Annotated in this window: 27 protein-coding genes (1 of these 27 running past the window's edge); 19 read left to right on the top strand and 8 right to left on the bottom strand. The window is 63.8% G+C overall.

The annotated features are described in order from the left end of the window. On the top strand, positions 1-156 hold the final stretch of the coding sequence (locus AC2TZ7_RS04470; RefSeq protein WP_078522395.1) for a DUF302 domain-containing protein. 297 nt of this gene lie to the left of the window's left edge; only the last 156 of its 453 coding nucleotides appear in the window; its start codon lies beyond the left edge, outside the window; it ends in the stop codon at positions 154-156. 46 nt (positions 157-202) lie between these two features. Here AC2TZ7_RS04470 and AC2TZ7_RS04465 read toward each other — a convergent pair whose 3' ends face one another. Continuing rightward, a complete protein-coding gene (locus tag AC2TZ7_RS04465) occupies positions 203-652 on the bottom strand; it encodes an ion channel (RefSeq protein WP_098409762.1) in 450 nt (149 codons plus the stop codon). 103 nt (positions 653-755) lie between these two features. On the opposite strand from AC2TZ7_RS04465, the gene smpB reads away from it, so the two are divergent. The 6 genes from smpB to AC2TZ7_RS04435 all read left to right on the top strand — a co-directional run bounded on the left by smpB (position 756) and on the right by AC2TZ7_RS04435 (position 6,637). Beyond that, positions 756-1,229: an SsrA-binding protein SmpB gene (smpB, locus tag AC2TZ7_RS04460; RefSeq protein WP_078522393.1), complete on the top strand. Its 474-nt coding sequence runs from the start codon at positions 756-758 to the stop codon at positions 1,227-1,229. Positions 1,230-1,318: 89 nt separating this feature from the next. Next, positions 1,319-2,170: a 3-mercaptopyruvate sulfurtransferase gene (sseA, locus tag AC2TZ7_RS04455; protein ID WP_489866783.1), complete on the top strand. Its 852-nt coding sequence runs from the start codon at positions 1,319-1,321 to the stop codon at positions 2,168-2,170. Continuing rightward, positions 2,170-3,351 carry an amino acid aminotransferase gene (locus AC2TZ7_RS04450; protein ID WP_489866032.1) on the top strand — a complete coding sequence of 394 codons (1,182 nt, stop codon included), beginning with the start codon at positions 2,170-2,172 and terminating at the stop codon, positions 3,349-3,351. Before sseA ends, AC2TZ7_RS04450 begins: the two co-directional genes overlap by 1 nt. 141 nt (positions 3,352-3,492) lie before the next feature. Further along, positions 3,493-3,948 (top strand): MarR family winged helix-turn-helix transcriptional regulator, encoded by a 456-nt coding sequence (locus AC2TZ7_RS04445; RefSeq protein ID WP_489866031.1) that lies wholly within the window; start codon positions 3,493-3,495, stop codon positions 3,946-3,948. Continuing rightward, positions 3,941-5,071 (top strand): HlyD family secretion protein, encoded by a 1,131-nt coding sequence (locus AC2TZ7_RS04440; protein WP_489866030.1) that lies wholly within the window; start codon positions 3,941-3,943, stop codon positions 5,069-5,071. The genes AC2TZ7_RS04445 and AC2TZ7_RS04440 overlap by 8 nt, the downstream gene beginning before the upstream one ends. A gap of 3 nt (positions 5,072-5,074) precedes the next feature. Next, positions 5,075-6,637, top strand: coding sequence for a DHA2 family efflux MFS transporter permease subunit (locus AC2TZ7_RS04435; protein WP_489866029.1), 1,563 nt, complete (start codon positions 5,075-5,077; stop codon positions 6,635-6,637). Between the two features lie 72 nt (positions 6,638-6,709). On the opposite strand, the gene AC2TZ7_RS04430 is transcribed toward AC2TZ7_RS04435, so the two are convergent. Together AC2TZ7_RS04430 and AC2TZ7_RS04425 are read right to left on the bottom strand one after the other, a co-directional pair. Continuing rightward, positions 6,710-8,038 carry an ammonium transporter gene (locus AC2TZ7_RS04430; RefSeq protein WP_489866028.1) on the bottom strand — a complete coding sequence of 443 codons (1,329 nt, stop codon included), beginning with the start codon at positions 8,036-8,038 and terminating at the stop codon, positions 6,710-6,712. Positions 8,039-8,063: 25 nt separating this feature from the next. Beyond that, positions 8,064-8,402, bottom strand: coding sequence for a P-II family nitrogen regulator (locus tag AC2TZ7_RS04425; RefSeq protein WP_078522388.1), 339 nt, complete (start codon positions 8,400-8,402; stop codon positions 8,064-8,066). Between the two features lie 270 nt (positions 8,403-8,672). Between AC2TZ7_RS04425 and AC2TZ7_RS04420 the strand changes: the two genes are divergently transcribed. Further along, on the top strand, positions 8,673-10,877 hold the full coding sequence (locus AC2TZ7_RS04420) for a transglycosylase domain-containing protein (RefSeq protein WP_489866027.1): 2,205 nt from the start codon (positions 8,673-8,675) through the stop codon (positions 10,875-10,877). A gap of 91 nt (positions 10,878-10,968) precedes the next feature. On the opposite strand, the gene AC2TZ7_RS04415 is transcribed toward AC2TZ7_RS04420, so the two are convergent. Then, the gene (locus AC2TZ7_RS04415) at positions 10,969-11,592 is read right to left on the bottom strand and encodes an MlaC/ttg2D family ABC transporter substrate-binding protein (RefSeq protein WP_489866026.1); all 624 of its coding nucleotides are present in this window, start codon (positions 11,590-11,592) and stop codon (positions 10,969-10,971) included. Then, a complete protein-coding gene (locus AC2TZ7_RS04410) occupies positions 11,555-12,265 on the bottom strand; it encodes an MlaA family lipoprotein (protein ID WP_489866782.1) in 711 nt (236 codons plus the stop codon). Before AC2TZ7_RS04410 ends, AC2TZ7_RS04415 begins: the two co-directional genes overlap by 38 nt. 282 nt (positions 12,266-12,547) lie before the next feature. Between AC2TZ7_RS04410 and AC2TZ7_RS04405 the strand changes: the two genes are divergently transcribed. Together AC2TZ7_RS04405 and AC2TZ7_RS04400 are read left to right on the top strand one after the other, a co-directional pair. After that, on the top strand, positions 12,548-14,311 hold the full coding sequence (locus AC2TZ7_RS04405; protein ID WP_489866025.1) for a type I secretion system permease/ATPase: 1,764 nt from the start codon (positions 12,548-12,550) through the stop codon (positions 14,309-14,311). After that, positions 14,308-15,642 (top strand): HlyD family type I secretion periplasmic adaptor subunit, encoded by a 1,335-nt coding sequence (locus tag AC2TZ7_RS04400; protein WP_489866024.1) that lies wholly within the window; start codon positions 14,308-14,310, stop codon positions 15,640-15,642. The genes AC2TZ7_RS04405 and AC2TZ7_RS04400 overlap by 4 nt, the downstream gene beginning before the upstream one ends. 18 nt (positions 15,643-15,660) lie before the next feature. On the opposite strand, the gene AC2TZ7_RS04395 is transcribed toward AC2TZ7_RS04400, so the two are convergent. Further along, positions 15,661-16,839, bottom strand: a complete 1,179-nt coding sequence (locus AC2TZ7_RS04395) for a lytic murein transglycosylase (RefSeq protein ID WP_489866023.1) — start codon at positions 16,837-16,839, stop codon at positions 15,661-15,663. A gap of 195 nt (positions 16,840-17,034) precedes the next feature. Between AC2TZ7_RS04395 and AC2TZ7_RS04390 the strand changes: the two genes are divergently transcribed. Beyond that, positions 17,035-17,382 carry a hypothetical protein gene (locus AC2TZ7_RS04390; RefSeq protein ID WP_078570812.1) on the top strand — a complete coding sequence of 116 codons (348 nt, stop codon included), beginning with the start codon at positions 17,035-17,037 and terminating at the stop codon, positions 17,380-17,382. Between the two features lie 47 nt (positions 17,383-17,429). Here the strand turns inward: AC2TZ7_RS04390 and AC2TZ7_RS04385 are convergent, their stop codons facing one another. After that, entirely contained in the window at positions 17,430-18,605 is a 1,176-nt protein-coding gene (locus tag AC2TZ7_RS04385; RefSeq protein WP_489866022.1) for a MalY/PatB family protein, read from the bottom strand. A 129-nt stretch (positions 18,606-18,734) separates the two neighbouring features. On the opposite strand from AC2TZ7_RS04385, the gene def (AC2TZ7_RS04380) reads away from it, so the two are divergent. The 8 genes from def (AC2TZ7_RS04380) to AC2TZ7_RS04345 all read left to right on the top strand — a co-directional run bounded on the left by def (AC2TZ7_RS04380) (position 18,735) and on the right by AC2TZ7_RS04345 (position 22,927). After that, positions 18,735-19,280: a peptide deformylase gene (def, locus tag AC2TZ7_RS04380; protein ID WP_075775430.1), complete on the top strand. Its 546-nt coding sequence runs from the start codon at positions 18,735-18,737 to the stop codon at positions 19,278-19,280. Beyond that, positions 19,280-19,780, top strand: coding sequence for a peptide deformylase (gene def / locus AC2TZ7_RS04375; RefSeq protein ID WP_489866021.1), 501 nt, complete (start codon positions 19,280-19,282; stop codon positions 19,778-19,780). Before def (AC2TZ7_RS04380) ends, def (AC2TZ7_RS04375) begins: the two co-directional genes overlap by 1 nt. Before the next feature lie 3 nt (positions 19,781-19,783). Continuing rightward, positions 19,784-20,680, top strand: a complete 897-nt coding sequence (gene fmt / locus AC2TZ7_RS04370; protein ID WP_489866020.1) for a methionyl-tRNA formyltransferase — start codon at positions 19,784-19,786, stop codon at positions 20,678-20,680. A 95-nt stretch (positions 20,681-20,775) separates the two neighbouring features. After that, positions 20,776-20,934 carry a hypothetical protein gene (locus AC2TZ7_RS04365; protein WP_166741273.1) on the top strand — a complete coding sequence of 53 codons (159 nt, stop codon included), beginning with the start codon at positions 20,776-20,778 and terminating at the stop codon, positions 20,932-20,934. Between the two features lie 60 nt (positions 20,935-20,994). After that, positions 20,995-21,837 (top strand): SPFH domain-containing protein, encoded by an 843-nt coding sequence (locus tag AC2TZ7_RS04360; protein WP_489866019.1) that lies wholly within the window; start codon positions 20,995-20,997, stop codon positions 21,835-21,837. Further along, positions 21,837-22,112 carry an NfeD family protein gene (locus tag AC2TZ7_RS04355; RefSeq protein ID WP_078550788.1) on the top strand — a complete coding sequence of 92 codons (276 nt, stop codon included), beginning with the start codon at positions 21,837-21,839 and terminating at the stop codon, positions 22,110-22,112. Before AC2TZ7_RS04360 ends, AC2TZ7_RS04355 begins: the two co-directional genes overlap by 1 nt. Positions 22,113-22,224: 112 nt before the next feature. Continuing rightward, positions 22,225-22,530, top strand: a complete 306-nt coding sequence (locus AC2TZ7_RS04350; RefSeq protein WP_489866018.1) for a hypothetical protein — start codon at positions 22,225-22,227, stop codon at positions 22,528-22,530. 157 nt (positions 22,531-22,687) lie between these two features. Continuing rightward, positions 22,688-22,927 carry a hypothetical protein gene (locus AC2TZ7_RS04345; protein WP_098409747.1) on the top strand — a complete coding sequence of 80 codons (240 nt, stop codon included), beginning with the start codon at positions 22,688-22,690 and terminating at the stop codon, positions 22,925-22,927. A 10-nt stretch (positions 22,928-22,937) separates the two neighbouring features. Here the strand turns inward: AC2TZ7_RS04345 and pyrF are convergent, their stop codons facing one another. Further along, the gene (pyrF, locus tag AC2TZ7_RS04340) at positions 22,938-23,648 is read right to left on the bottom strand and encodes an orotidine-5'-phosphate decarboxylase (protein WP_408648105.1); all 711 of its coding nucleotides are present in this window, start codon (positions 23,646-23,648) and stop codon (positions 22,938-22,940) included. Between the last annotated feature and the right edge of the window lie 27 nt (positions 23,649-23,675).

The following is a 23,675-nucleotide window of genomic DNA, read 5'->3' as shown; positions in this document are numbered from 1 at the left end:
AACGTCCAGTACTGCCCCTACACGATCTTCGTCTACCAGACGCCCGAGGACACGGATCACGTGACGGTGGGCTTCCGCTCCTATGACGAAGAGTCGATGCAGCCGGTCACCGACATGCTGACCGGGATCGTCAAAGACGCACTGATGATCGACTGACGGATATATAGTTCGCGTGCGCACCCGCGCACGCGAGCTTTGCAGCTCAGCTCGCGCCACGCTCGGCCCGGGCCTCCAGCTGGCTCTTGCGCACATGGCGGATCACCTCGACCAGCAGCGCGGTCAGAAGCCCCACATTCAGCAGCCCGTTCGCCGCCGCCATCCCGCCAAGGATGCGCCATTGATGCGAGAGCAGGATGTCGCCATATCCCAGCGTGGTGAAGCTCACGAGCGAGAAGTAGACCGACTCCTCCATTGTCGGGAACACATCGAGGATGCGGAAGCAGAACGCCCAGAGCCAGACGCCCGCCGTGACCATCGCCAAGGCCCAGAGGGCGGCGACGACAACCATCAGCATCAGCTTCGGGCGGTGCGGCTCACGCAGCATCCACCAGTGCAGCCGCGAGAATGTCGCCTCGATCGCCCAGGCGCTGAGCGCGGCGATGCACACAGTCAAAAGCATCATCACCGAACCGATGGCGATCTGAATGATCATGGGCGTTCCTCCTGCCCTAGCTATTTCGCGCCACCGCACGGGCGTCAAGCGTAGCGGTGCCGCACTGGACAGAGCCGCTTGCCTGCCCTATCTCGATGCGACTATGGCAAAGCATTCAGACCCCAATTCCAAGCTGATCGCCGAGAACCGGCAGGCACGTTATCACTACGCCGTCGAGGACACGCTCGAGGCGGGCATCGTGCTGCAAGGCTCCGAGGTGAAATCGATGCGCGTCGGTCAGACGAACATCGCCGAGAGCTACGCCTCGGTCGAGGATGCCGAATTGTGGCTGATCAACTCCTATATCGCGAGCCTGAACCAAGCCTCGCATTTCGGCCACGAGGAGCGGCGCAAGCGCAAGCTTCTGGTCTCGAAGCGGGAGCTCGCGCGCCTGTGGAACGCCACCCAGCGCGAGGGCATGACCATCGTGCCGCTGAAGATGTACTTCAACGAGAAGGGCATCGCGAAGGTCCTGATCGGGATCGCCAAGGGCAAGAAGCAGGCCGATAAGCGCGAAACTGAGGCGAAACGCGACTGGAACCGCCAGAAACAGCGCCTTCTGAAGCAGAATTACTAGGGGCATGGGGCGGATTTACCCGCCCTGCCCTTGCGTCTTGCGCGCCGCTGAGTCTAAGCAATCCCGACCGGCAAAAGAGGCGCATGACGATGGATGACCCGAAAACGCTCGTATCGACGGATTGGCTTGCTGCCCATCTGAAGGACCCCGACCTGCGCATTCTGGACGCTTCGTGGTTCCTGCCGCAGATGGAGCGGGATGCGAAGGCGACCTACGACGCCAAGCACATCCCCGGTGCGCGCTTCTTCGACATCGACGATATCGCCGATAACCGCTCGGATCTGCCGCATATGGCGCCGCCGCCCGAAAAGTTCATCTCGCGGATGCGCGCGATGGGCGTCGGCGACGGCCATCAGGTCGTGATCTACGACCAGCATTCCGTCTTCTCCGCGCCGCGCGTGTGGTGGACCTTCCGCCTGATGGGCAAGACGGATGTGGCGGTGCTCGATGGCGGCCTGCCGAAATGGGAGGCCGAGGGCCGCCCGCTCGAGGACATGCCGCCGATGGTGCGCGACCGTCACATGACGGTGCAGCGTCACCCCGGTCTGGTGAAGGACGTCACGCAGGTCGCCCATGCCAGCAAGCTCGGCGATCACGAGATCATCGACGCGCGCTCTAACGAGCGCTTCCTCGGCAGTGCTGCGGAGCCGCGCCCGGGGCTGCGTTCGGGTCATATCCCCGGATCGCGCAACCTGCCCTTCGGCGAGCTGCTGACCCCCGAGGGCACTTTCAAATCCCCAGAAGAGATCAAGGCCCTGTTCGAGGCCGCCGGCGTCGACCTGTCGAAGCCCGCGATCACGACCTGCGGCTCCGGCGTCAGCGCCACGATCCTGTCGCTCGCACTCGAACTGATCGGCAAGTCCGACTGGTCGCTCTATGACGGGTCCTGGTCGGAATGGGGCATGTTTAACGACCTCAAGGTCGCAACGGGAGAAGCATAATGCTGAACAATCTCAAGCCGCAGGCGCCGGACAAGATCCTCGCGCTGATGGAAGAATACCGCGCCGACGAGCGCGACCAGAAGGTCGATCTCGGCGTCGGCGTCTACAAGAACGCCGAAGGCGAAACCCCGATCATGCGCGCCATCCACAAGGCGGAAAAGCAGGTCTGGGATCAGGAAACCACGAAGAAATACGCAGGCCTCGCCGGCCAGCCGGAATTCCACGCGGCGATGGCCGAGATGGTTCTGGGCAAAGGCTACCCGGCCGATCGTCTGGCCTGCCTGTCGACCGTGGGCGGCACCGGCGCCTGCCGCATGGGCTTCGAGCTTGCCCGCATCGCGAACCCCGGCACCAAGATCTGGGTCTCCGATCCGACCTGGCCGAACCACCTCTCGATCCTGAAATTCATGGATCAGGACTTCACCACCTATCGCTATTTCGATGCCGAGACCCGCTCGGTCGATTTCGATGCGATGATGGAAGACCTGAAGGGCGCCAAGGAAGGCGACATCGTGCTGCTGCACGGCTGCTGCCACAACCCGACCGGCGCGAACCTGACGCTCGAGCAATGGGGCAAGGTTGCGGACCTTCTGAAAGAGACCGGCGCCGTGCCGATGATCGACCTCGCTTATCAGGGCTTCGGGGACGGTCTGGAAGCGGATGCGGCAGGCACCCGTCTGATCGCCGAGCGTCTGCCGGAAGTGCTGATCGCGGCGTCCTGCTCGAAGAACTTCGGCATCTATCGCGAGCGCACCGGCTGCCTGATGGTTCTGGGTTCGGAAGAGACCAAGAAGACCGTTCAGGGCAACCTCGCCTATCTCAACCGTCAGACCTACTCCTTCCCGCCCTATCACGGGCAGGCGCTGGTCACCCGCGTGCTCACCGATCCCGAGCTGCGCGCCGATTGGGAAGCCGAGCTGGAAGAGGTTCGCACCGGCATGCTGGAACTGCGCCAGCAACTCGCCGACGAGCTGCGCAAGCTGTCCAACTCCGACCGCTTCGACTTCGTGGCAGAGCACCGCGGCATGTTCTCGCGCCTTGGTGCGACGCCCGAGCAGGTCGCTGCGATGAAGGAAGGCAACGCGATCTACATGGTCGGCGACTCGCGCATCAACATCGCGGGCCTTAACAAAAACAGCGTGCCGCTGCTGGCCCGCGCGCTGATCGACGCAGGCGTCTAACCTCCTCCGACAGCAAGAAAATTCAGAACGGCGGTCCATTCGGGCCGCCGTTTTTCGTGGTCGATTTTTCCGCGTTGCGTCCTTGAAATCATAAGCAGGCTCATAATATAGAGGCTTACTTTAATTTCAACGGAGCCCAGGATGCCCGATCAGAGCCTAGGTTTTCTCCTGCACGACGCGACGCGGTTGATCCGCCGTCGGTTCGAGGCGCGCGCCAACGAGTTCGGCCTCACGACCGCGCAATGGCGGCTTCTCGTCTACCTCAAGAAGGAAGGCGCGCTGCCGCAGGCCCGTCTGGCCGAATTGCTCGAGATCGAACCGATTTCGGTCTCGCGCCTCGTCGACCGCATGGAAGAGGCCGACTGGGTCTGCCGCAAACCTGATCCGAATGATCGACGCGTCAAGCTCGTGCACCCCTCTCCCAAGGCGCGCAACGCTTTTGAAGACGCCCGCGACATCGCGGACGAAATCTACGCCAAGGGGCTGGCGGGCCTGAGCGATGATGATGTCGCGACCGCGCTGAACACCCTGCGCCAGATCATCCGAAACCTCTCCGAAGACTGTACCTCCCCCACGTCAGAGAATGATCATGAGTGACCAGAAACCGACCGCCGAGAGCGCGGAAACCCAATCGAAACAGAAACAGAAGAAGGGGCCGAAATTCTGGCTCCTCATTCTTGTGCCCGCCCTGATCGTTATGGGTGGCGCGTGGTACTGGCTGAGCTCCGGTGGCTCGCAAAGCACCGAGAACGCCAATTTCCAGATGGCGCGGATTCCCGTCGCCTCGCAAATCTCGGGCCGCGTGACCGAGGTGTTTGTGCATGACAACGAGCATGTGAAAAAAGGCGCGCCGCTGTTCGAACTCGACAAGAAACCCTACGAGCTGGCGCTGGCAAAGGCCGAGGCCGCGCTGTCGCAGGCCCGCCTGCAGGTCGAACAGCTTCGCGCCTCCTACAAGGCCGCGCTCGCCGATGAGAAACAGGCAGCCGATAACGCGGCGTATCAGGAGAAACAGCTCGATCGTCAGGAAAAGCTGATCAAATCCGGCACCACGACGCAGCAGGCGCTCGACCAGCAGCGCACGGCGACGCAATCCGCGCAGAACACGCTGGCCGCGGCCAAGCAGAAAGTGGCATCGGCCAAGGTTGCGCTCAACGGCAATCCCGAGATCCCGGTGGATGAGCATCCTTCGGTGAAATCGGCGATCGCGGCGGTCAATGACGCCAAGTACAACCTCTCGCAGACCGAGGTCGATGCGCCCACCGATGGCATCATCTACCAGGCCTCCTCGTTCAAAGCGGGTGAGATGGTCGGTGCCGGTGCCAGCCTCTTCACGCTGGTCGATACCAGCGACGTCTGGGTGATCGCGAATTTCAAGGAAACCGCGCTGACCCATATGCAAGAGGGCCAGTCGGCCACCGTCGAATTCGACGCCTTCCCGGATCGTGAATATCACGCGACGGTCAGCGCGGTCGGTGCGGGCACGGGAGCCGAGTTCTCGATCCTTCCGGCACAGAACGCGACCGGCAACTGGGTGAAAGTGACCCAGCGCGTTCCGGTGCGCCTGCGCCTCGACGAAGGCGCGAACCTCGAAGGTCTGCGCGCGGGTCTGTCGGCCAGCGTCACCGTCGATACCGCCTCGGAGCCGCATTACAAGCGCATCCTCGACAAGGCCAACAGCTCGGCCGCCGTGGCGGGCACGACCCAACAGGGGCAGTAAGTCATGGCCGAGGCCGCAGACAAACAACCCAAGGGGATCGACCCGCATAACGTGCCGCATCGCGCGCTGATCATGGCGTCGCTGATGCTGGCCGTGATCATGCAGGTGCTCGACACCACCATCGCGAACGTGGCCCTGCCCGACATGCGCGCCGACCTCGGCGCGTCGCGCGATACGATCAACTGGGTGCTGACCTCCTATATCGTGGCCGCGGCCATCGTGACGCCGCTGTCGGGCTGGCTTGCCAACCGTTTCGGACGGCGCGAGATCTTCATGGTCGCGGTGATCGGCTTCGTCGTCTTCTCGATGCTCTGCGGGATCGCGTGGTCGCTCGACGTGATGGTGATCTTCCGCCTCATGCAGGGCGTGTTCGGCGCGGCCATCGTGCCGCTCGCGCAGAACTTCATGCTCGACATCAACCCGCGCGAGAAGCACGGGCAGGCGATGGCGATGTTCGGTGCTGGCATCATGCTCGGCCCGATCATCGGCCCGACGCTGGGCGGTTATCTGACCGAGGTGATCAACTGGCGCTGGGTGTTCTACATCAACGTGCCGCTCGGGATGATCGCCATCGCGGGCTCCGCCTTCTTCCTGCCGGAGACGCCCAAGAAGAAGATCGGTTTCGACTTCTTCGGCTTCGCAGCGCTGGCGGTAGCGATCGGGTCGCTGCAGATGATGCTCGACCGTGGGTCCGATCTCGACTGGTTCGCCTCGCGCGAAATCTGGATCGAGGCCGCGCTCGCGATCAGCGGGTTCTGGGTATTCCTCGTATGGATTCTCAGCGCGAAGAAGCCCTTCCTCGAGCCAAAGATGTTCCTCGACCGCAACCTCTCGATGGGGCTGCTGTTCATCTTCGTGATCGGGATCATCCTGCTCGCCTCGCTGGCGCTGCTGCCGCCGATGCTGTCGAACATCTTCGACTATCCGACGCTGACGACCGGCCTGGTGATGTCGCCACGCGGCGTGGGAGCGATGATCATGATGCTGCTGATCGGGCGGTTGGTGAAGGTCATCGACCTGCGCGTCCTCGTGGTGGTCGGCCTGTCCTTAACCGCCTATTCGCTGCACATCATGTCGACCTTCTCGCCGCAGATGGGGCCGAAATGGATCATCATCTCGGGCGTGATTCAGGGCTTCGGGCTGGGCTCGGTCTTCGTGCCGATCTCGACGCTGGCCTTCGCCACGCTCGCCCCGGAATATCGCGGCGACGGCACGGCGCTGTTCTCGCTTCTGCGCAATATCGGCTCGTCCATCGGGATCTCGATCGTGACCGCGCTGCTCACCCACAATATCGCGGTGAACCATTCCGAGATCGTCTCGGCGATCAATCCGCAGAACCTCTCGGGCGTGATCAACGGCGCGAGCGGCATGTCACGGGAGGCGGCCCTGACGGTGCTCAACAACCTCGCGACGCAGCAGGCCGCGATGATCTCTTACGTGGACGATTTCAAGTTCATGATGTGGGTCACGCTGGCGGCGATCCCGCTGGTCTTCTTCCTGCGCAAGCCGGATTACCAGAACAGCGGCGGAGGCCAGAAGCCGCAAGGCGCGCCGGTCACCGAGTAAGCCGGCACCAGATGCAATGAAAAAGGCCCGGGATCGCTCCCGGGCCTTTCGCTTTGTCTTGGATGAAGCGTCTTAGTTGACGAACTCCGGATAGGCTTCCATGCCCAGTTCCGCCTTGTCGAGGCCCATCATCTCGTCCTCGGCCGGGGCGCGGATGCCCATGACAGCTTTGAGGATGAACCAGACGATTGCCGAGACCACGAAGACGAAGATGCCGACGATGATGATCGAGACGATCTGGCCGTAGAAGGTGCCGTCCGGGTTGGTGATCGGAACAGCCAGCGTGCCCCAGATACCAGCGCCGAGGTGGACCGGGATAGCGCCCACGACGTCGTCGATCTTCAGCTTGTCGAGCATCGGAACCAGCAGGACCACGATGATACCGCCGATCGCGCCGATGATGGTCGCTGCACCGAGGCTCGGGGTCAGCGGCTCAGCCGTGATCGACACGAGGCCAGCCAGAGCGCCGTTGAGAACCATGGTCAGATCCGGCTTCTTGTAGAGGATCTGGGTCAGGATCAGCGCTGCGATCGCGCCACCGGCAGCTGCCGTGTTGGTGTTGGCGAAGATACGCGAGATATCGGCGACGTTGCCCACGGTGTTCATGTAGAGCTGCGAACCGCCGTTGAAGCCGAACCAGCCGAGCCACAGGATGAAGGTACCGAGCGTGGCGAGCGTCAGGTTCGAACCGGGCATCGCCTGGACCTTGCCGTCCTTATACTTGCCGATACGCGGGCCGAGGATCAGAGCGCCTGCGAGAGCTGCCCAGCCACCGACCGAGTGCACGACGGTCGAGCCAGCGAAGTCGAGGAAGCCGAAATCGGCGTCCAGGAAGCCACCGCCCCATTTCCACGAAGCCTGGATCGGGTAGATGAAGCCCGTCAGGATCACGGTGAAGATCAGGAACGGCCACAGCTTGATGCGCTCGGCCAGAGTGCCCGAAACGATCGACGCGGTGGTGGCGCAGAACATCAGCTGGAAGAAGAAGTCCGAACCGACCGAAGCGTAGGTCAGGTCGACCGAATCCGCGCCGACGCCCACGGGCTCGAGCGAGGTAGTCCCGAAGGCACCCAGCACGCCGTTGATCGACCAGCCGTCGCCCGGATACATCAGGTTATAGCCGATCAGGTAGTACATGATCGCCGCGATCGCGAAGAGCGAGATGTTCTTGAGCGACTGCATGGTCACGTTCTTCGAGCGCACGAGGCCAGCCTCGAGCATCGAGAAGCCCGCGCCCATCCACATCACCAGGAAGCCGGTGACGAGGAACATGAAGGTGTTCAGGATGAAGCCGATCTCATTGGCCGGCGGATCGACCGGGGCGGCGTCTTGCGCCAGCGCCGGCAGGGCCACCGCGGTCATCGCAACCGCAAGGCCAGTGATTTTCGAAAGCTTGTTCATTTTCCTACTTTCCCCCTGTCGCGCCTTAAAGCGCGTCGTCATTGGATTCGCCGGTGCGCACGCGAACCGCCTGCCCGACATCGAGAACGAAGATTTTGCCGTCGCCGATCTTGTCGGTTTTCGCGGCTTTCATGATCGTGTCGACAACCTCGTCGGCGAGGCCGTCAGCGACGACGATCTCCAGCTTGACCTTCGGCACGAAGTTCACGGCGTATTCGGCGCCACGATAGATTTCCGTGTGACCCGACTGGGCACCGAAGCCTTTGATCTCGGTCACCATCATTCCGCGCACGCCGATGGTGGTGAGCGCCTCGCGCACCTCCTCCAGCTTGAACGGCTTGATTGCTGCAATGATGAGTTTCACCTGACATCCCTTCCTTGTTCAGCCCTTTCGATGCCCGCTTGGTGACATCGCACGGTGTTAAAAGGCCCGCTGTGCCCCTTTCACACAAGGAAACGAGGTTCCGTCCGAGTAGCAGCGTCAGCGGATTCCGGCCCAAATTTGCACAATTTGTGCGCTTTGCTGCTTTTTTAATCACATTGCAAATCTGAAACGTGATTTTTCGCGGGTGCACATCTCGGGTCGGCCCGTGTAGATTGCGCGCAATTAAAACGCAGGCAGCGGAACAGGCAGATGACTCAGAAAGGCGGAGGGCGCGGGCGCCTCGTGGCCGACAAGCGCTATTCCTCTTCGAAGCAGCCTCCCAAGGCATCGAAACCCACCAAGCCGCGCAAGACCGCACGGCGGGGTGGCGGAAACGGCGGCGGTGGCGGCGGCAAGCCGCCGCGGCGCAATGGGCCGTTCACCGGTCTGATCATCGGCCTCGCCCGGTTGATCTGGCGGATTGTCTGGGGCGTGGGATGGCGGCTGGCGATGATCGTCGCGCTCGTGGTGGGCGCCGCCACGATGTATTTCTACTCGACCCTGCCCGACTACACGAAGCTGCTCGACGGGCGCACCCGCGGCTCGGTCACGATGCTCGACGATCAGGGCAAGGTCTTCGCCTGGCGCGGCGAAACCTTCGGCGGACAGATCGACGCGAAGAACGTCTCGCCCTATCTGCGCGACGCCGTGGTCGCGACCGAGGACCGCCGCTTCTACCATCACTTCGGCATCTCGCCGCGCGGCATCGCCTCGGCAATGGCGATCAACGTGCGCGAAGGGCGCGGGCCGTTCGACGGCAACGGCGGTTCGACCATCACGCAGCAGACCGCAAAGCTCCTGTGCCTCGGCGTGAAGTTCGACCCGAAGAAATGGAAGAACGAAGCCGCCTATGAGAACGACTGCCGTTCGGGCGGTCTGCGCCGCAAGATCAAGGAAGTGCCCTACGCCTTCGCGCTGGAACTGAAATACTCGAAAGATGAAATCCTTTCGATCTACCTCAACCGCGCCTATCTCGGTGCGGGCGCGCGCGGCTTCGAGGCCGCGTCGGAGCGCTATTTCGGCATCTCGGCGGCCAATGTCGATCCGCAGCAGGCCGCGATGCTGGCCGGTCTTCTGAAAGCCCCGAGCTACTACGCCCCGACCTCGAGCCTCAAACGCTCGCAGGAGCGGGCCGAGACCGTGCTCAGCCTCATGCATGAGCAAAACTACCTGACGGACCGGCAATATCTCGACGCGAAGAACAACCCCGCCACGCTGAGCCAGGCGGCACAGAAACGCGCGGGCGGCTATTTCGCGGATTGGGTGATGGACACGATCCCCGACTTCCTGTCGCGCGACACGACCGAGGATGTGGTCATCAACACCACGCTCGATCAGCGCATCCAGTCGGCCGCCGAAGACGCGATGAAAACGGTCTACGACAACAAGGTCTCCAAAGGCTCGAAGGCAGAGGCCGCGATCGTCGTGATGAGCGCCGATGGCGCCGTGCGCGGCATGGTCGGCGGCCGGGCGACGAAGGTCTCGGGCGCGTTCAACCATGCGACCATGGCGCAGCGGCAGACCGGCTCGACCTTCAAGCCCTTCGTCTACGCGACCGCGCTTGATCTGGGCTACACGCCGGATTCGATGGTCGATGACGCGCCGGTCACGGTGAAGATGCCCGGCTCACCCGATTGGAGCCCGCGCAACTACGAGCGCAGCTACATGGGGCCGATCACGCTGACCACGGCGCTCGAGCATTCGGTGAACGTCGCCACGGTGCGCGTCTCCGAGGCGGTGGGACGCGAGAATGTCATCAAGGTCGCGGAAGGCTTCGGCTTTGCGCAGGACCTGCCGAACCTGCCCTCGGTGGCGCTCGGCGTGGGGGAATCGGACCTGCTCGACATGACCGGGGCCTATGCGGGCATCCTCAATGGCGGCTCTTCGGTGCAGCCCTATGGCCTGACCTCGCTGACGCTGAGAGGCGACGACCAGCCGCTCTTCGGCAAGCCCGGCGGGATCGGCGAGCGCGTGATCTCGAAGAAAGCGGCGCAGGAACTGACCTACATGATGCGTCAGGTCGTGCTGCACGGGACCGGCCGCCGCGCCAACATCGACGGCTACGAGATCGCGGGCAAGACCGGCACCACTCAAAGCGCGCGCGATGCCTGGTTCGTCGGCTTCACCTCGGATTACGTGGTCGGCGTCTGGATGGGCAATGACGACAACACGCCGCTGAAAGGGACGACCGGGGGCGGCCTGCCCGCCGAGATTTTCCATGAGACGATGAAGCGTGTGCTCAACGGCGAAGATCCCAAGCCGCTGCCGATGGCCCATCCGGGCGACTGGCAGGTGCCGGATCAGCAATATCAGGGCCAAAGCCAGAGCGCGGGACAAGCCCCCGCCCAGCCGAAACGTCGCGACCCGTCGCAGTCGATCCTCAACGAGTTGCTGAACATCTTCGGCAGCAACTGAGCGACCGACCCGAAACGAAAGAAACGCCCGGACCACTGGCCCGGGCGTTTTCATTTGCGGCGATGCCTTGCCGGGCCGAAGCCCGCGCCGGTTACCCTGCCCGTTTCAAATCCTCGATTATCGCGTTGATATTGCCGCGACGCCGGTCGAGCATCGCGCCGATCTCGGCCCGTTCGGAGGCGAGCATATTCACCCCCTCGACGATCAGGTTGAAGAACTTGTCGCTGCCCGAGCGATCCGAGACCTGCCACAGCACCTCGAACGGAGCCTGCCCCGGTAGGCTCGCGAGCGTCTTCACCTCGTAGAAGGTCTTGACCGGCCGCGCGCCCTGAATCTGGAACTTCGCGCCTTGGAACTCGCGGAACCGCTTGCCGTATTTGCGCGACAGGTAGCCCTGGAACGCCTTGGTGAAAGCGGCGAGCTGCGCCGGGCTCGCCTGCCGCGCCGCCACGCCCAGCGCCGAGCGCGCGATGACGTTCACATCCGCATATCGAGCGAAAATCCGTTCGAACATCGCATAGAGCGCGGGCCCGGTGCGCCCCGAGGCGATGGCCGCGTTGACTTCGTTCACCGCTTTCTGGATCAGAGCGCGCGCCTGCGCATCCGTCAGCGCATATGCCGACCCCGGCACCATGGCTGCCGCCAGACCCGCCGCGCCGAGGCCCAGAACCTGCCGTCTATTGCGGCAGAAGGTCTTCGTAGGGATCGTAGGCATTCGCATCGGTGGCCTCCTCGCCATTGAGTTCGTAGCGTCGGTTCTGCAGATACAGAAGCCGGCTTTGGGCATAGCTGTCGGCACTGTCGTACAGGATCGAATCGACAGTCGCGCCATACATGTTGCGCTTCGCGACATTGCCGCCGAAGCGTAGCGCCCCTGCGGCGATGCGCTCTTTATCCGGCAGCGCGCCCAGCGGGTCGATCACGAAATCGACCACCATCCCAACTGTATCACGCGTCGTGGACGGCCCGAAGACCGGCAATTCCTGATAATTACCTTCGCCCACGCCCCAGACATGCAGCGTCTCGCCGAAATCGGTATCCGTCTCGGGCAACGAGAAATCCGTCCCCGCCGGATCGAAAATCCCCCCCAGCCCGATCGTCGAGTTGATGAAGAATCGGAAAGTGTTCTTCACCGCCGGTTCGGGCCGTCCTTGCAGCAGAGAGTTGAGCACTTTGCCCGGAAGGCTGAGATTGCTGCCGACATTATAGAGCGTTTTCGTCACCGGCCCGGGGCCACTGCCATCGGTCGACTCGGCGCGGAAGAAGGCCGAATCGAGCTTCTTGTTGAACTCATGCGTCTTGCGATTGGCAGCCTCGTAAGGGTCCTGAATGCCGGTCGCGGGCGGTGCAGGTGCGCAGGCGGCCAACCCCAGCGCAAGCGCCGTCATCGTAGCCACCGCAGACCACCGCACGCCGCTGCGCGCCGGGGCCTTCTGTTCCAATTCCTGCGCCAAAGTCGCTCCCCCTTCGTTGCAGCTTAGGTCCTGAAATAGATAGGGCGCATCCGGTCGTGCCGCAACGCGAGTCGCTCAGAACTCCGGAGTTCCGGAAGAAATGGATCGAATTGGAGGGAAAAGACACGGGGGAATTAACGCCCCGTTCAGCGCCTTCGCATCACCCTTGCCAAGCGCGGCGCACCGATCAGCGCCCCTCATCGCGGGGAGAGCACGATGCCATATTCCAACACCGATCAAGCCATCATCAAACGCAACATCGTCAAAGGGCGACGGGAGATGGCCCGGCTGTTGGGCCGGGTACGAAGGCAATTCGTGCTGGTCGCAATATTCGCGGCCTTCATCAATCTGCTCGTTCTCGCGGGGCCCCTGTTCATGCTGCAGGTCTATGACCGCGTGCTGCCCGCGCGGTCCTTGCCGACGCTGATCAACCTGTTCCTGCTGGTGGCCTTTCTCTTCACGATGATGGGCGTCATTGATTGGGCGCGAGGTCGCCTGCTCGCCCGGATCGGAGCGGATCATCAGCGCGGCCTCGAGCGGCGCGTGTTCGACGCCGCCATCATCGACGCCACCATCAACACGCAGGAGCGGTCCTCCAACAACGCCCTGCGCGATCTGGAAATCGTCCAGCGCTATTATGCCTCCCCGGTCGCGGCGGCGGTGTTCGATCTGCCCTGGACGCCGCTCTATCTCGGAGTGCTGTTCGTGTTCCACCCGTGGCTCGGCGCTCTGGCCTTCGCCGGGGGGGCCACGTTGATCCTGCTGTCTCTCGCCACGCAATTCGTCACGCGCGGGCGGATGGAAGAGACGACGCAGCTCGAGAACAAAGCCCGGTATCTCGGAAACGATTTTCTTCGCCAGATCGAAACGGTCGTTTCGCTCGGGATGCGCGAGAGCGGCTTCAAACGCTGGCAGGCGGCGCGGCATGAATCGATGGACAACGCGATTCGGGCCACCGATCTCAGCGGCAGCTTCCATGCCTCGATGCGCGCACTGCGGATGCTGCTGCAAACCTCGATGCTGGCGCTTGGCGCCTATCTCGTCCTGCAAGGCGAGTTGAGCGCGGGGGCGATGATCGCCGCCTCGATCCTGATGGGAAGATCGCTCGCACCGGTCGAGCTTGCCGTGGGTGGATGGACGCAATGGCAGCGCGCCACCGTCGCCCGCGACCGGCTGGCGGCTCTGCTCGGCGCTCACCCGGCCGCGCAAAAGGGTGCCGAATGGGTGAGCCCGAAGGCGCGCCTCGCCGTCGAAGACATCACCGTCCGGCCCGCCAATTCCGACCGAGCGGCAATCGAGATGATCAGCTTCTCGCTCGAACCCGGAGAGGCGCTCGGGGTGATCGGCCCGCTCGGCGCAGGCAAATCCGTTCTCGCGCGCAGCCTGTGCAACTTCTCCCACCCGAGCTCGGGCACGATCCGCCTCGACGAGGTGCCGCTGGATCAATACGACCGCGACAATTTGGGGCGGCTGATCGGCTATCTGCCGCAATCGGTCACCTTTTTCCCCGGCACCGTGGCCGAGAATATCGCCCGGCTCGACCTCGCGCCCGACATGGACCGGGTCATCGCCGCAGCCAAACGCGCCGGCGCGCATCAGATGATTCTCAAAATGCCCGCGGGCTACGACACGCCGATCGAGTTCGAGGGGGCTTCGCTCTCCGATCGTCAGCGTCAGCTCGTCGCGCTCTCGCGGGCGCTCTATCACGACCCGATCCTGCTCATTCTCGATGAGCCGAACCTTTTGCTCAGTGGAGATGGCGGCGCGTGTCTGCACACGATGCTGAGCGATCTGAAGGCACGCGGCGGCGCGGCGATCGTGATGACCAACAGCCCCGGCGCGCTCGCCGAATGCGAACGCATCCTCGTACTCGATCACGGGGCGCAGCGCGCCCTCGGCGCGCGTGACGACGTCCTCAAGCGCATGATCGCCTCGGCCACGAAGGCCCGCGTGGTTCCGCGCGCGGACAGCGCCGCGTGAGCGACGCCTGCATCCATTCCGGGCAAGGGGGCACCTGCTGCACCCCTTCGCAACACGGCGTCCCGATCAGCTTCGGCCTCGCGGCGATCGTCGCCCTCTTCATCGGATCCGCCCTTTGGCTCACCGTCACGCGGCTCGCCGGATCGATCCAGGCCTCAGGACGGATCGAAGTCGACAGCTCCCGCCATGTGATCGAGCATCCGACCGGCGGGACCATCGAACAGATCTATGTCAAAAGCGGCGATCACGTCACCCGCGGCCAAGTACTGATGCGGCTTGCCTCGGACGACATCCGGACCGAGCTGGCCATCGTCGAAGCCTCGGATTTTGCCCTGCAGGCCCAGCGCGCGCGGCTGCAAGCCGAACGGGACGGCGCGAACACGGTCCCTTACCCGAGGCCGCTTTTAGAGGCAGCCAAGCTCCGCGCGGATGTCACCGATCTGGTCGAGGGGCAGAATTCCCTGTTCGAAGCCCGCAAACAGTCCTTCGCTCAGCAACGAGCCGATATGGCGCGGCAGCTCCAGCAAATCCGCGCGCAGCGCGACGGGCTCGATGCGCAGGTCTCGGCGCTGGAACGCGAAGAGCGGTTGATCGAAAAGGAACTCGCCCTCCGCGAACGGCTGAAGGATCGCGGCCTCGCCACATCGGCACAAATCCTCGCCCTCACCCGCGAACAGGTCTCGCTGGAGCGACAACTCGGTGCGTTAAGCGCCCAGAAAACGCAGCTCACGGTGCAAAGCGGCGGCGTGGTGCTCACCGCGTCGCGGCTGCAATGGCAACGCCGGGAGGAAATCGAGTCGCAACTCGAATCCAGCAATGCGCGCGCCATCGAGCTCTCTGCGCGCACCACACATCTGCGCAACGAATTGGCGCGGCGCACCCTACGCGCGCCAGTCAGCGGCACGGTGCATGATGTCCGCCTGCGCGGCGCGCATGCGGTGCTGCGCCCGGCAGAGATGGCGATGGCAATCGTAGAAACCGGGCGGCCGCTCATCGTCAATGCGCAAGTCGATCCGACCAATATCGACGGCGTGGCGGCAGGCCAGACTGCGATCCTCCGCTTTCCGGGTCTGTCGCGGCGAATCTCGAGCGACGTGACCGGCACGATCACGCGCATCTCCCCCGACACGCTGACCGATCCGGCGACCGGGGGAAGCTATTACAAAGTGCGGATCACCTTTGATATGGACGAGCTCGACGCCGAAGAACGCAGGCTTCTCGTGCCCGGTATGCCCGCAGAGGTCTACCTGCAGACCGCACCGGTCTCTCCGATCCGCTACCTGCTCAGCCCCTTCCTCGATTTCTTCGCACTTGGCGGCGCAGCGGGGTGACCACCCGCCCCGACGCGATCACAACCGATCGAGCAAAGCGCGTGTGGGCCATCCATCCGCAGGCAGTCCGAACCTCTCTTGCGCGGTCTGGACAGCGTTGCGGGTGTTGGCGCCGAGGATGCCGTCGACCGCGCCCACGTCATAGCCCTTCGCGACCAGCTTCTCCTGCAACCGCTTCATCTGCGACACGCTCAGCCCCGGTTCGGGCGCGCCGGGATCGAGGCGCGGCGCCCCTTCGAGGCGCGTGGCGAAATAGGCCGCGCTGGTGACGTAGACGAAGCTCTTGTTCCATTCGAACAGAACGCGGAAATTCGGATAGACGAGAAAGGCTGGCCCCTTGCGCCCCATTGGCAAAAGTACCGATCCGCGCAGGTTGCACGCAAGCTGCCCCTGCCGCGCACGCACGCCGCGCGCCGCCCATTCGGAAACCGGCAATTCGGTGGTGAGCCCGGTCTGGGACCAGTCGAGATTGTCGGGGACGGTCACTTCCTGCATCCACGGCTCGTTCGGCTGCCAGCCCAGATCGCGCAGCATGTTGGCCCCCGACATCAGCGCATCGGGCGCCGAGGTCTTCAGGCGCACATGCCCGTCGCCATCGCCATCGACCCCGTTATGCAGGATGTCCTCGGGCAGCATCTGCACCTGCCCGATCTCTCCCGCCCAGGCACCGGTGGTTCGCTTGGGATCGAAATCGCCGCGCCGGAACAGCTCCCCGGCGGCAATTACCTGCGGGCGGAACAGCTCGGGCCGGCGGCAATCGTGGGCCAGCGTCAGCAGCGCATCGCGCGTGTTGAAATCGCCCTGCACCGCGCCGTAATCGGTCTCGAGCGCCCAGAAGGCCAGCAGCACCCCGCGCGAGACGCCATAGGTTTGCTCCATCCGGTCGAAGGTTTTCGCATAGCGCTTGGCGTTTTTCGCCCCGTTGACCATCCGGTTCTTGCTGATCACCGCGCTCGCGAATTCGAGAAAGGTCTTGCGAAACACCCCCTGCGCCCGGTCCGCCCGCAAAACCGCCGGATTCTGGCGCGCGCCCGCGAGGAACGCATCGGCCTGTTGCGCGTTCAGTCCGGCCGCCTGCAGATCGCTGCGAATCCCGGACAGGAACCCGGACCAGCTCCCGCCGCACTCGGCTTGGGCCAAACCGGGGGAGAGCATGGGTGAACAAGCGAGGATCAGGGTGAGCAGAGCTTTACGCATGAGAGCCTCCGGGTTGCGCAGTCACCCTCGACGCTAGCTTGCGCGGCCCATGCCGACAAGCCGATGCGGCGACCCTGCAAGCCGTTGCAATTTCAGCACTCTTTGCAGCTGCAGAATCGGATCGTCTGAATGGTTAACTTGCTTTTTACATTGAGGTGATCAGCATGGATCACGGGGAAGCTGTTGGAGGATGTCATGGAATTCCTGCCCAAGGAGGTCCTTGAGGGACTGCGCGCCGCGCAGAAACGCGATGCGGCGAAAAAGGCACGCCTGCGTGTTCTCGCGGGCGGTCAGATCTGGCCGGTGCTGCGCCGGGTGCCGGGTGGCTTCGCGTTGGATGCCGACGAGGTCTCGCATCTGCGCGGCCATGTCGATCTCTATGACGGCCCCAAGCACGTCGCGACCTGCCTGATCGTGGCCTCGGAAATTCAGGGAAACGAGCTGATCTGCACGGTGAAGCGCGAAACGCCCGTCAGCGATCGCGCGGCGCTCGATTTCGCGCAGGAAGGGCCGACGCTGTCGGGCTACCTGACGAAGATCTGAGCGCGACCGAGTTTTCAAAGGAAAGGGCCGGAAAACCGGCCCTTTTTTCATTGCAGATCAGAGAAGGCGGCTTGCAAGCGCTCCACCGCTTCGCGCACCCGCGCCCGCGGCGTGGCGAGGTTGAAGCGCAGGAAGGTCTCGCCGCCTGCCCCGAAGGTCGCCCCGAAATTCACCGCGATCTTTGCGTCCTTCAGAACACGCGACTTGTATTCCTCGGCCTCCATTCCGGTGCCGGAGAAATCGACCCAAGCGAGATAGGTCGCTTCGAGCGGCATCGACTTCAGACCCGGAATCTCGGCGACTCCCTGATCGAAGATCCGGCGGTTCTCGTCGAGATATTCGTTCAGCGCATCGACCCACGCCGCCCCTTCGGGGCTGTAGGCCGCCGTCGCCATCGCGATGCCGAAACTGTTGGGCGAGATCCCCAAAGCGGCCATCCGCGACGCGAATCGGGCGCGCAGATCCGGGGCCGAGATGATCACGTTGCCCGTATGCGTGCCCGCGATGTTGAAGGTCTTCGTGGTGGCCGTCATCATCACCAGCGGCAGATCGGGCGCGGCCTTCGCCATCGGGATATGGGTCTCGCCCGGCATCACGATGTCATGGTGAATCTCGTCCGAGACCAGCACCAGCCCATGGCGCTTCGCGAACGCCGCCGTGGCCTCAAGCTCCGCGCGGGTCCAGACGCGCCCGCCGGGATTATGCGGCGAGCAGAGAACAAGCATCTTCTCGGCCCCCGTCATCAGCCCGTCCCAAGCGTCGAAATCCATCTCGTAGCGGCCATCGACCAGTTTCAGCGGGCATTCGCGCACCTCGCGCCCGGCGGCGCGGATGACCCGCGCGAAGGCATGGTAGACCGGCGTCATCAGAACCACCGCATCGCCCGGATCGGTATAGGCATCGACGCAGAGCGCCGTGCCGTTGACCAGACCGTGGGTCGTGAAGATCCAGTCCGGCTCGATCTCCCAGCCGTGCCGCTCGCGCATCCACCACTGGATCGCGGCGCGGTACTCGTCCTCGCCGCCCCAGTAACCGTAGATACCCTGCGCGACCATATCTTCGAGCGCGCGCTGCACGCAGGTGGGCGGGCGGAAATCCATATCCGCGACCCACATCGCGATCCCGTCTTCCGGCGAAACCCCGTAATACTTTTCCATCCCGTCCCATTTCTGCGAATGGGTGCCTACGCGGTCGATGATTTCGTCGAAGTCGGGTTTGCTCATCTGGGCCTCTCATTGGTCGGATCGGGCGCATCTGAGCAAAAGCAAAGCCGGGTTACAAACGGCGTTTTGTCACTGGCACAATCACCGCTGCCATTGCACAGACGCATTGCTTCGCCTAAATCCCTGCCCATGACGCTACGACCGATCCTGATCCATCCCGATCCACGCCTGAAAAAGGTCTGCGAGCCGGTGCCCGAAGTTAACGACGAGATCCGCAAGCTCGCCGATGACATGCTCGCGACCATGTATGACGCGCCCGGCATCGGCTTGGCCGGGCCGCAGGTCGGCGTGATGAAGCGGATCTTCGTGATGGATTGCGTGAAGGACAAGGAAGCGGCCCCCGAGCCGATGGTCCTGATCAATCCCGAGATCAGCTGGACCTCGGAAGAGACCAATGTCTACGAGGAAGGCTGCCTATCGATCCCGGATCAATATGCCGAGGTGACGCGCCCCTCCGAGGTGCGGATGAAGTGGCTCGGCCTCGACGGGCAAAGCCATGAGGAACAGTTCGACGCGCTCTGGGCGACCTGCGCGCAGCACGAATTTGACCACCTCAACGGCAAGCTGTTCATCGACTATCTCGGTCCGATGAAGCGCAAGATGATCACCCGCAAGATGGAGAAGCTCAAGCGCGAGCGCGCCCGTGCGGGCGCCGCCAAGGATCCGATCCTCTGATGGCTTCGCGCGCCTTCATCCCCTATGACGACCGCCGCCTGCATCGCCCCGCCGAGCCGGTCGAGGCGATCACCGAGACCGTTCGCATGATCTGGGACGACATGATCGAGACGATGGATGCGATGCCCGGTGTGGGGCTTGCCGCGCCGCAGATCGGCATCATGATGCGCCTCGCCGTTGTCGATGCGTCCGACAAGCGCGGTCAGGCCGTGCGGATGGCGAACCCGGAAGTGCTTCATGCGTCGGTGCAGATGCGCAAGCATGAAGAGGCCTCGCCGAACCTGCCGGGTATCTCCGCCCCGATCGAGCGGCCCCGCGCGGTGACGGTGCGCTTCCTCAATGAGAACGGCGAGATGGAGGACCGCGATTTCGTGGGCCTCTGGGCGACGAGCGTTCAGCACCAGATCGACCATCTCAACGGCAAGATGTATGTCGATCATCTCTCGCCCTTGCGCCGCAAGATGCTGGTGCAGAAGTCGAAGAAACTCGCGAAAGGCTAAGCGATGCGCGTCATCTTCATGGGAACGCCGGAGTTCTCCGTCCCCGTTCTGGAGGCGCTGGCCGGCGCGCATGAGGTTGTCGCCGTCTATAGCCAGCCGCCCCGCCCCGCAGGGCGCGGCAAGAAAGAGCGCCCCTCCCCGGTCCATGCCAAGGCCGAGGAACTGGGGATCGAGGTGCGCACCCCGCGGAATTTCAAAGCACCCGAGGATCGTGAAGCCTTCGCCGCGCTGAATGCCGATATCGCGGTCGTAGTGGCCTACGGGCTGATCCTGCCGCAGGCTATTCTGGATGCGCCCGCGAAGGGCTGCCTGAATATCCACGCCTCGCTGCTCCCGCGCTGGCGCGGGGCCGCGCCGATCCACCGGGCGATCATGGCAGGCGACAGCCAGACCGGCATCTGCATCATGCAGATGGAAGCCGGTCTCGATACCGGGCCGGTTCTGCTGCGCGAAGCGACCGAGATCGGCGCGACGGAGACCACCGGCGAGCTGCATGATCGGCTGAGCGCGATGGGCGCGCGGCTGATCCTCGATGCGCTGTCCGAGATCGACTCGCTGATCCTTCAGCCGCAGCCCGAGGATGGCGTGACCTATGCCGCGAAGATCGACAAGGCGGAGGCGCAGGTCGACTGGACGCGCCCCGCCGATGAGGTGATCCGCCATATCAACGGGCTCTCCCCCTTCCCCGGCGCCTGGACCGAAATCGCCGAGGAACGGATCAAGCTGCTGCGCGCCGCCCCGGCAGAGGGAAGCGGCGCGCCGGGCGAGATTCTCGACGGGTTCACCATCGCCTGCGGCACCGGCGCGCTGGAAATCCTCGAAGCCCAACGCCCAGGCAAGCGCCCGATGTCCGGGGCCGACGTCTTGCGCGGCCTACGCCTGCCTGCACGCTTAGGCTGAGCGCAACAGTCTTCCCAAATCGCGGAAGTTGCGGCAAACTTGTGGAAAAACCACAAGGAGCAGTCGATGACCCCCTATTTGATGGAATTCGCCTGATGGGCGTGCTGTTCGGCTTTCTCGCGACGGCGAGCAGTCGTATCGTCGGGATAGGCTTCGCGCTCGCGGTCTGGCTCATCGCACGGCCCGGGGGCTGGGCCGTGCTCGTGGTGCTGACATTGCTCGCCTTGCGCGTGTTTCCCGGTAACCAAGTTTAAGCTCAGAAGGTCGAGACCCAGATGTTTTTCCCGAATTCCCTAACCGGCAGCGATATTGTGATGATCGCCGTCGCGGCGCTGCTGATCCTGTCGGTCTTCCTCGGCGTGCGGATCGTGCCGCAATCCGAGAAGCACGTCGTGGAGCGCTTTGGGCGGCTGCGCGCGGTGCTCGGCCCCGGCATCAACTTCATCGTGCCGTTCCTCGACCGGGTGCCGCACAAGATCTCGATCCTCGAGCGCCAGTTGCCCAACGCGATGCAGGACGCGATCACCGCCGACAACGTGCTGGTGAAGGTCGAGACCTCGGTGTTCTACCGGATCACCGAACCGGAAAAGACCGTCTACCGCATCCGCGATGTCGACGCCGCGATCGCGACGACCGTGGCGGGGATCGTGCGCTCCGAGATCGGGGTGATCGAGCTCGACGAGGTGCAGTCGAACCGCGCCCGCCTGATCGAGAAGGTCCGCGAACAGGTCGCCGTGATGGTCGACGATTGGGGGATCGAGGTGACGCGCGCCGAGATTCTCGACGTCAATCTCGACGAGGCGACCCGCGCCGCGATGCTTCAGCAGTTGAATGCCGAACGCGCGCGCCGGGCGCAGGTGACCGAGGCCGAGGGCAAGAAGCGCGCGGTCGAACTCGCCGCCGAAGCCCAGCTGTTCCAGGCACAGAAAGAGGCCGAAGCGCGCCGCATCTCAGCCGATGCGGAAGCCTATGCCACGGAGGTCGTTGCCGAAGCCATCGCGAAGAATGGCTTGGAGGCCGCGCAATATCAGGTCGCGCTGAAACAGGTCGACGCGTTGGCTCAAGTTGCCAAGGGCGAAGGCAAGCAGACCGTGATCCTGCCTGCCGCAGCCCTCGAAGCCTTCACCGACGCCTTCCAGCTTCTGAGGAAAGCGTGATGGACCTCTGGCAACTTCCGTGGGTCTGGGTTCTGGCCGGGCTGGTGCTGGGCGGGGCCGAGATGATCATCCCCGGCTTCATCTTCCTCGGCTTCTCGATTGGGGCGGTGATTACCGGCGGGCTGATCTGGATCGGCATCGTCGGAAACTCGGTGCCGATCACGCTGATCACCTTCGCGGTTCTGTCGATCATCGCATGGCTCGCGCTGCGCAAACTGATGGGCGTGCGGCGCGGTCAGGTGAAACAATGGCATGACGATATTAACGAGAACTGAAGACATGTGAGGAAACCGCTGCCGGCGGGTTCTCGCGCATCGCGGGAACTGGACGCGGGCCATCGATGTTCTCTCGCCAATACAGAGAGATGAACATCGACAGGAGATCATCATGTCTGACACGCATAATCACGAACGCTCGGGCCTGGGCGGCATCTATTTCGTTCTGGGCGCGGTCGTCGTCGCCCTCGGCATCGTTCTTTGGCTGATGCTGTCGCCCGGTGACGAAAGCGCCACCACCGCGCCCGCTGAGAGCGATGCGAGCGCCACCTCGGTCACGATCGAGAACAACGACAACGCAGCCCCGGCGGACTCGTCGAGCGCCGACGCCTCGGGCGATGCGGCAGCCAGCGGCAGCAGCACCGACACGAGCGGCGCTTCGGCTGAGGCCACCACGCAAAGCGGCGGCTCGAACTGATTTCGGCCCTCGTAGATCACGTGCAAGTGAAGCGGCGTCCTGCGGGGCGCCGTTTCATTTTGCGCCATGCTCCGCCTATCTGATGACGGGAGGAGGAACGCAGGTCAGAGCCTCGCGTTTCCTTTACCGAGGGATCAAAGCGAAGAGGCGAGCAAGAATGGCCAAGGATTCGAACCGACAGAGCAGTCTCGGCGGCGTGATACTCACCCTCGTCGCTCTGGCTGCAGCGCTGGGTGTCGTGGTCTGGCTCGTTGCCGATACGCCGATCGACGGGGGGGATGACGTCGCCACCGATCCGCCGAGCGAGCAGCAGATATCCGACCCGAACGCCGCACAGGTCAACGTGGCGCCCGACTCGAAGACGAGCGGCCCGGCGACCGGCGGCGACGGTCAGTAAGAGATGCTAATCAGCCCTGCAATTCTTTGAGGATCGCTTCCGCCGCAGCCCGCGGATCGGGCGCGCGGTGGATCGGGCGACCGACGACGATATGGTCGGCACCTGCGCCCACGGCAGCCGCCGGGGTCGCGATACGCTTCTGATCGCCGAGATCGGCCCCGGTCGGGCGCACACCCGGCGTCACGATCAACTTGCCAGCCGCTTCGGGCAGCGCACGGATCATCGCGGCTTCCTGCGGCGAGGCGATCACGCCATCCGCGCCCGCCTCGAACGCGCGCCCCGCACGTTCCGCGACGAGATCGCTAATCGCGCCGTCCTTGATGAGCGCACCGTTCAGGTCCTCGCGGTCGAGCGAGGTCAGGATCGTCACGGCGAGGATTTTCAGATCGGTGCCAGCGGCGCCTTCCTTGGCGGCCTTCACCACATAGGGGTCGCCATGCACGGTCAGGAAATCGAGATCGAACTGCGCCAGCCCGCGCACGGCGTTCTCGACCGTCGCGCCGATGTCGAACAGCTTCATATCGAGGAAGATGCGCTTGCCCTGATCCTGCTTCAGCTCGCTGGCCAGCGCGAGGCCGCCGCCGGTGAGCATCCCCAGACCGATCTTGTAGAAGGACACCGAGTCGCCCAGCTGGTTCGCCAGCACGAGGCCTTCATAGGCGCTCGGCACGTCGAGGGCGACGATGAGACGGTCGTCGGCGGGCAGGGTCATGTCGGTCATCGCGGGGCGCTCCTTTTCAAGATCGCC

This window comes from Thioclava sp. ISO4, assembly GCF_058105145.1.
Note: the sequence above shows the minus strand (reverse complement) of the source record. Positions and strands in the feature narration are given on the sequence as shown.

Excerpts from the sequence above, each read along its gene's own strand:
- AC2TZ7_RS04465 (WP_098409762.1), bottom strand. The coding sequence starts at position 652 with ATGATCATTCAGATCGCCATCGGTTCGGTGATGATGCTTTTGACTGTG.
- smpB (WP_078522393.1), top strand. The coding sequence starts at position 756 with ATGGCAAAGCATTCAGACCCCAATTCCAAGCTGATCGCCGAGAACCGG.
- sseA (WP_489866783.1), top strand. The coding sequence starts at position 1,319 with ATGGATGACCCGAAAACGCTCGTATCGACGGATTGGCTTGCTGCCCAT.
- AC2TZ7_RS04450 (WP_489866032.1), top strand. The coding sequence starts at position 2,170 with ATGCTGAACAATCTCAAGCCGCAGGCGCCGGACAAGATCCTCGCGCTG.
- AC2TZ7_RS04445 (WP_489866031.1), top strand. The coding sequence starts at position 3,493 with ATGCCCGATCAGAGCCTAGGTTTTCTCCTGCACGACGCGACGCGGTTG.
- AC2TZ7_RS04440 (WP_489866030.1), top strand. The coding sequence starts at position 3,941 with ATGAGTGACCAGAAACCGACCGCCGAGAGCGCGGAAACCCAATCGAAA.
- AC2TZ7_RS04435 (WP_489866029.1), top strand. The coding sequence starts at position 5,075 with ATGGCCGAGGCCGCAGACAAACAACCCAAGGGGATCGACCCGCATAAC.
- AC2TZ7_RS04430 (WP_489866028.1), bottom strand. The coding sequence starts at position 8,038 with ATGAACAAGCTTTCGAAAATCACTGGCCTTGCGGTTGCGATGACCGCG.
- AC2TZ7_RS04420 (WP_489866027.1), top strand. The coding sequence starts at position 8,673 with ATGACTCAGAAAGGCGGAGGGCGCGGGCGCCTCGTGGCCGACAAGCGC.
- AC2TZ7_RS04415 (WP_489866026.1), bottom strand. The coding sequence starts at position 11,592 with ATGCCTACGATCCCTACGAAGACCTTCTGCCGCAATAGACGGCAGGTT.
- AC2TZ7_RS04410 (WP_489866782.1), bottom strand. The coding sequence starts at position 12,265 with ATGACGGCGCTTGCGCTGGGGTTGGCCGCCTGCGCACCTGCACCGCCC.
- AC2TZ7_RS04405 (WP_489866025.1), top strand. The coding sequence starts at position 12,548 with ATGCCATATTCCAACACCGATCAAGCCATCATCAAACGCAACATCGTC.
- AC2TZ7_RS04395 (WP_489866023.1), bottom strand. The coding sequence starts at position 16,839 with ATGCGTAAAGCTCTGCTCACCCTGATCCTCGCTTGTTCACCCATGCTC.
- AC2TZ7_RS04390 (WP_078570812.1), top strand. The coding sequence starts at position 17,035 with ATGGAATTCCTGCCCAAGGAGGTCCTTGAGGGACTGCGCGCCGCGCAG.
- AC2TZ7_RS04385 (WP_489866022.1), bottom strand. The coding sequence starts at position 18,605 with ATGAGCAAACCCGACTTCGACGAAATCATCGACCGCGTAGGCACCCAT.
- def (WP_075775430.1), top strand. The coding sequence starts at position 18,735 with ATGACGCTACGACCGATCCTGATCCATCCCGATCCACGCCTGAAAAAG.
- def (WP_489866021.1), top strand. The coding sequence starts at position 19,280 with ATGGCTTCGCGCGCCTTCATCCCCTATGACGACCGCCGCCTGCATCGC.
- fmt (WP_489866020.1), top strand. The coding sequence starts at position 19,784 with ATGCGCGTCATCTTCATGGGAACGCCGGAGTTCTCCGTCCCCGTTCTG.
- AC2TZ7_RS04365 (WP_166741273.1), top strand. The coding sequence starts at position 20,776 with ATGGGCGTGCTGTTCGGCTTTCTCGCGACGGCGAGCAGTCGTATCGTC.
- AC2TZ7_RS04360 (WP_489866019.1), top strand. The coding sequence starts at position 20,995 with ATGATCGCCGTCGCGGCGCTGCTGATCCTGTCGGTCTTCCTCGGCGTG.
- AC2TZ7_RS04355 (WP_078550788.1), top strand. The coding sequence starts at position 21,837 with ATGGACCTCTGGCAACTTCCGTGGGTCTGGGTTCTGGCCGGGCTGGTG.
- AC2TZ7_RS04350 (WP_489866018.1), top strand. The coding sequence starts at position 22,225 with ATGTCTGACACGCATAATCACGAACGCTCGGGCCTGGGCGGCATCTAT.
- AC2TZ7_RS04345 (WP_098409747.1), top strand. The coding sequence starts at position 22,688 with ATGGCCAAGGATTCGAACCGACAGAGCAGTCTCGGCGGCGTGATACTC.
- pyrF (WP_408648105.1), bottom strand. The coding sequence starts at position 23,648 with ATGACCGACATGACCCTGCCCGCCGACGACCGTCTCATCGTCGCCCTC.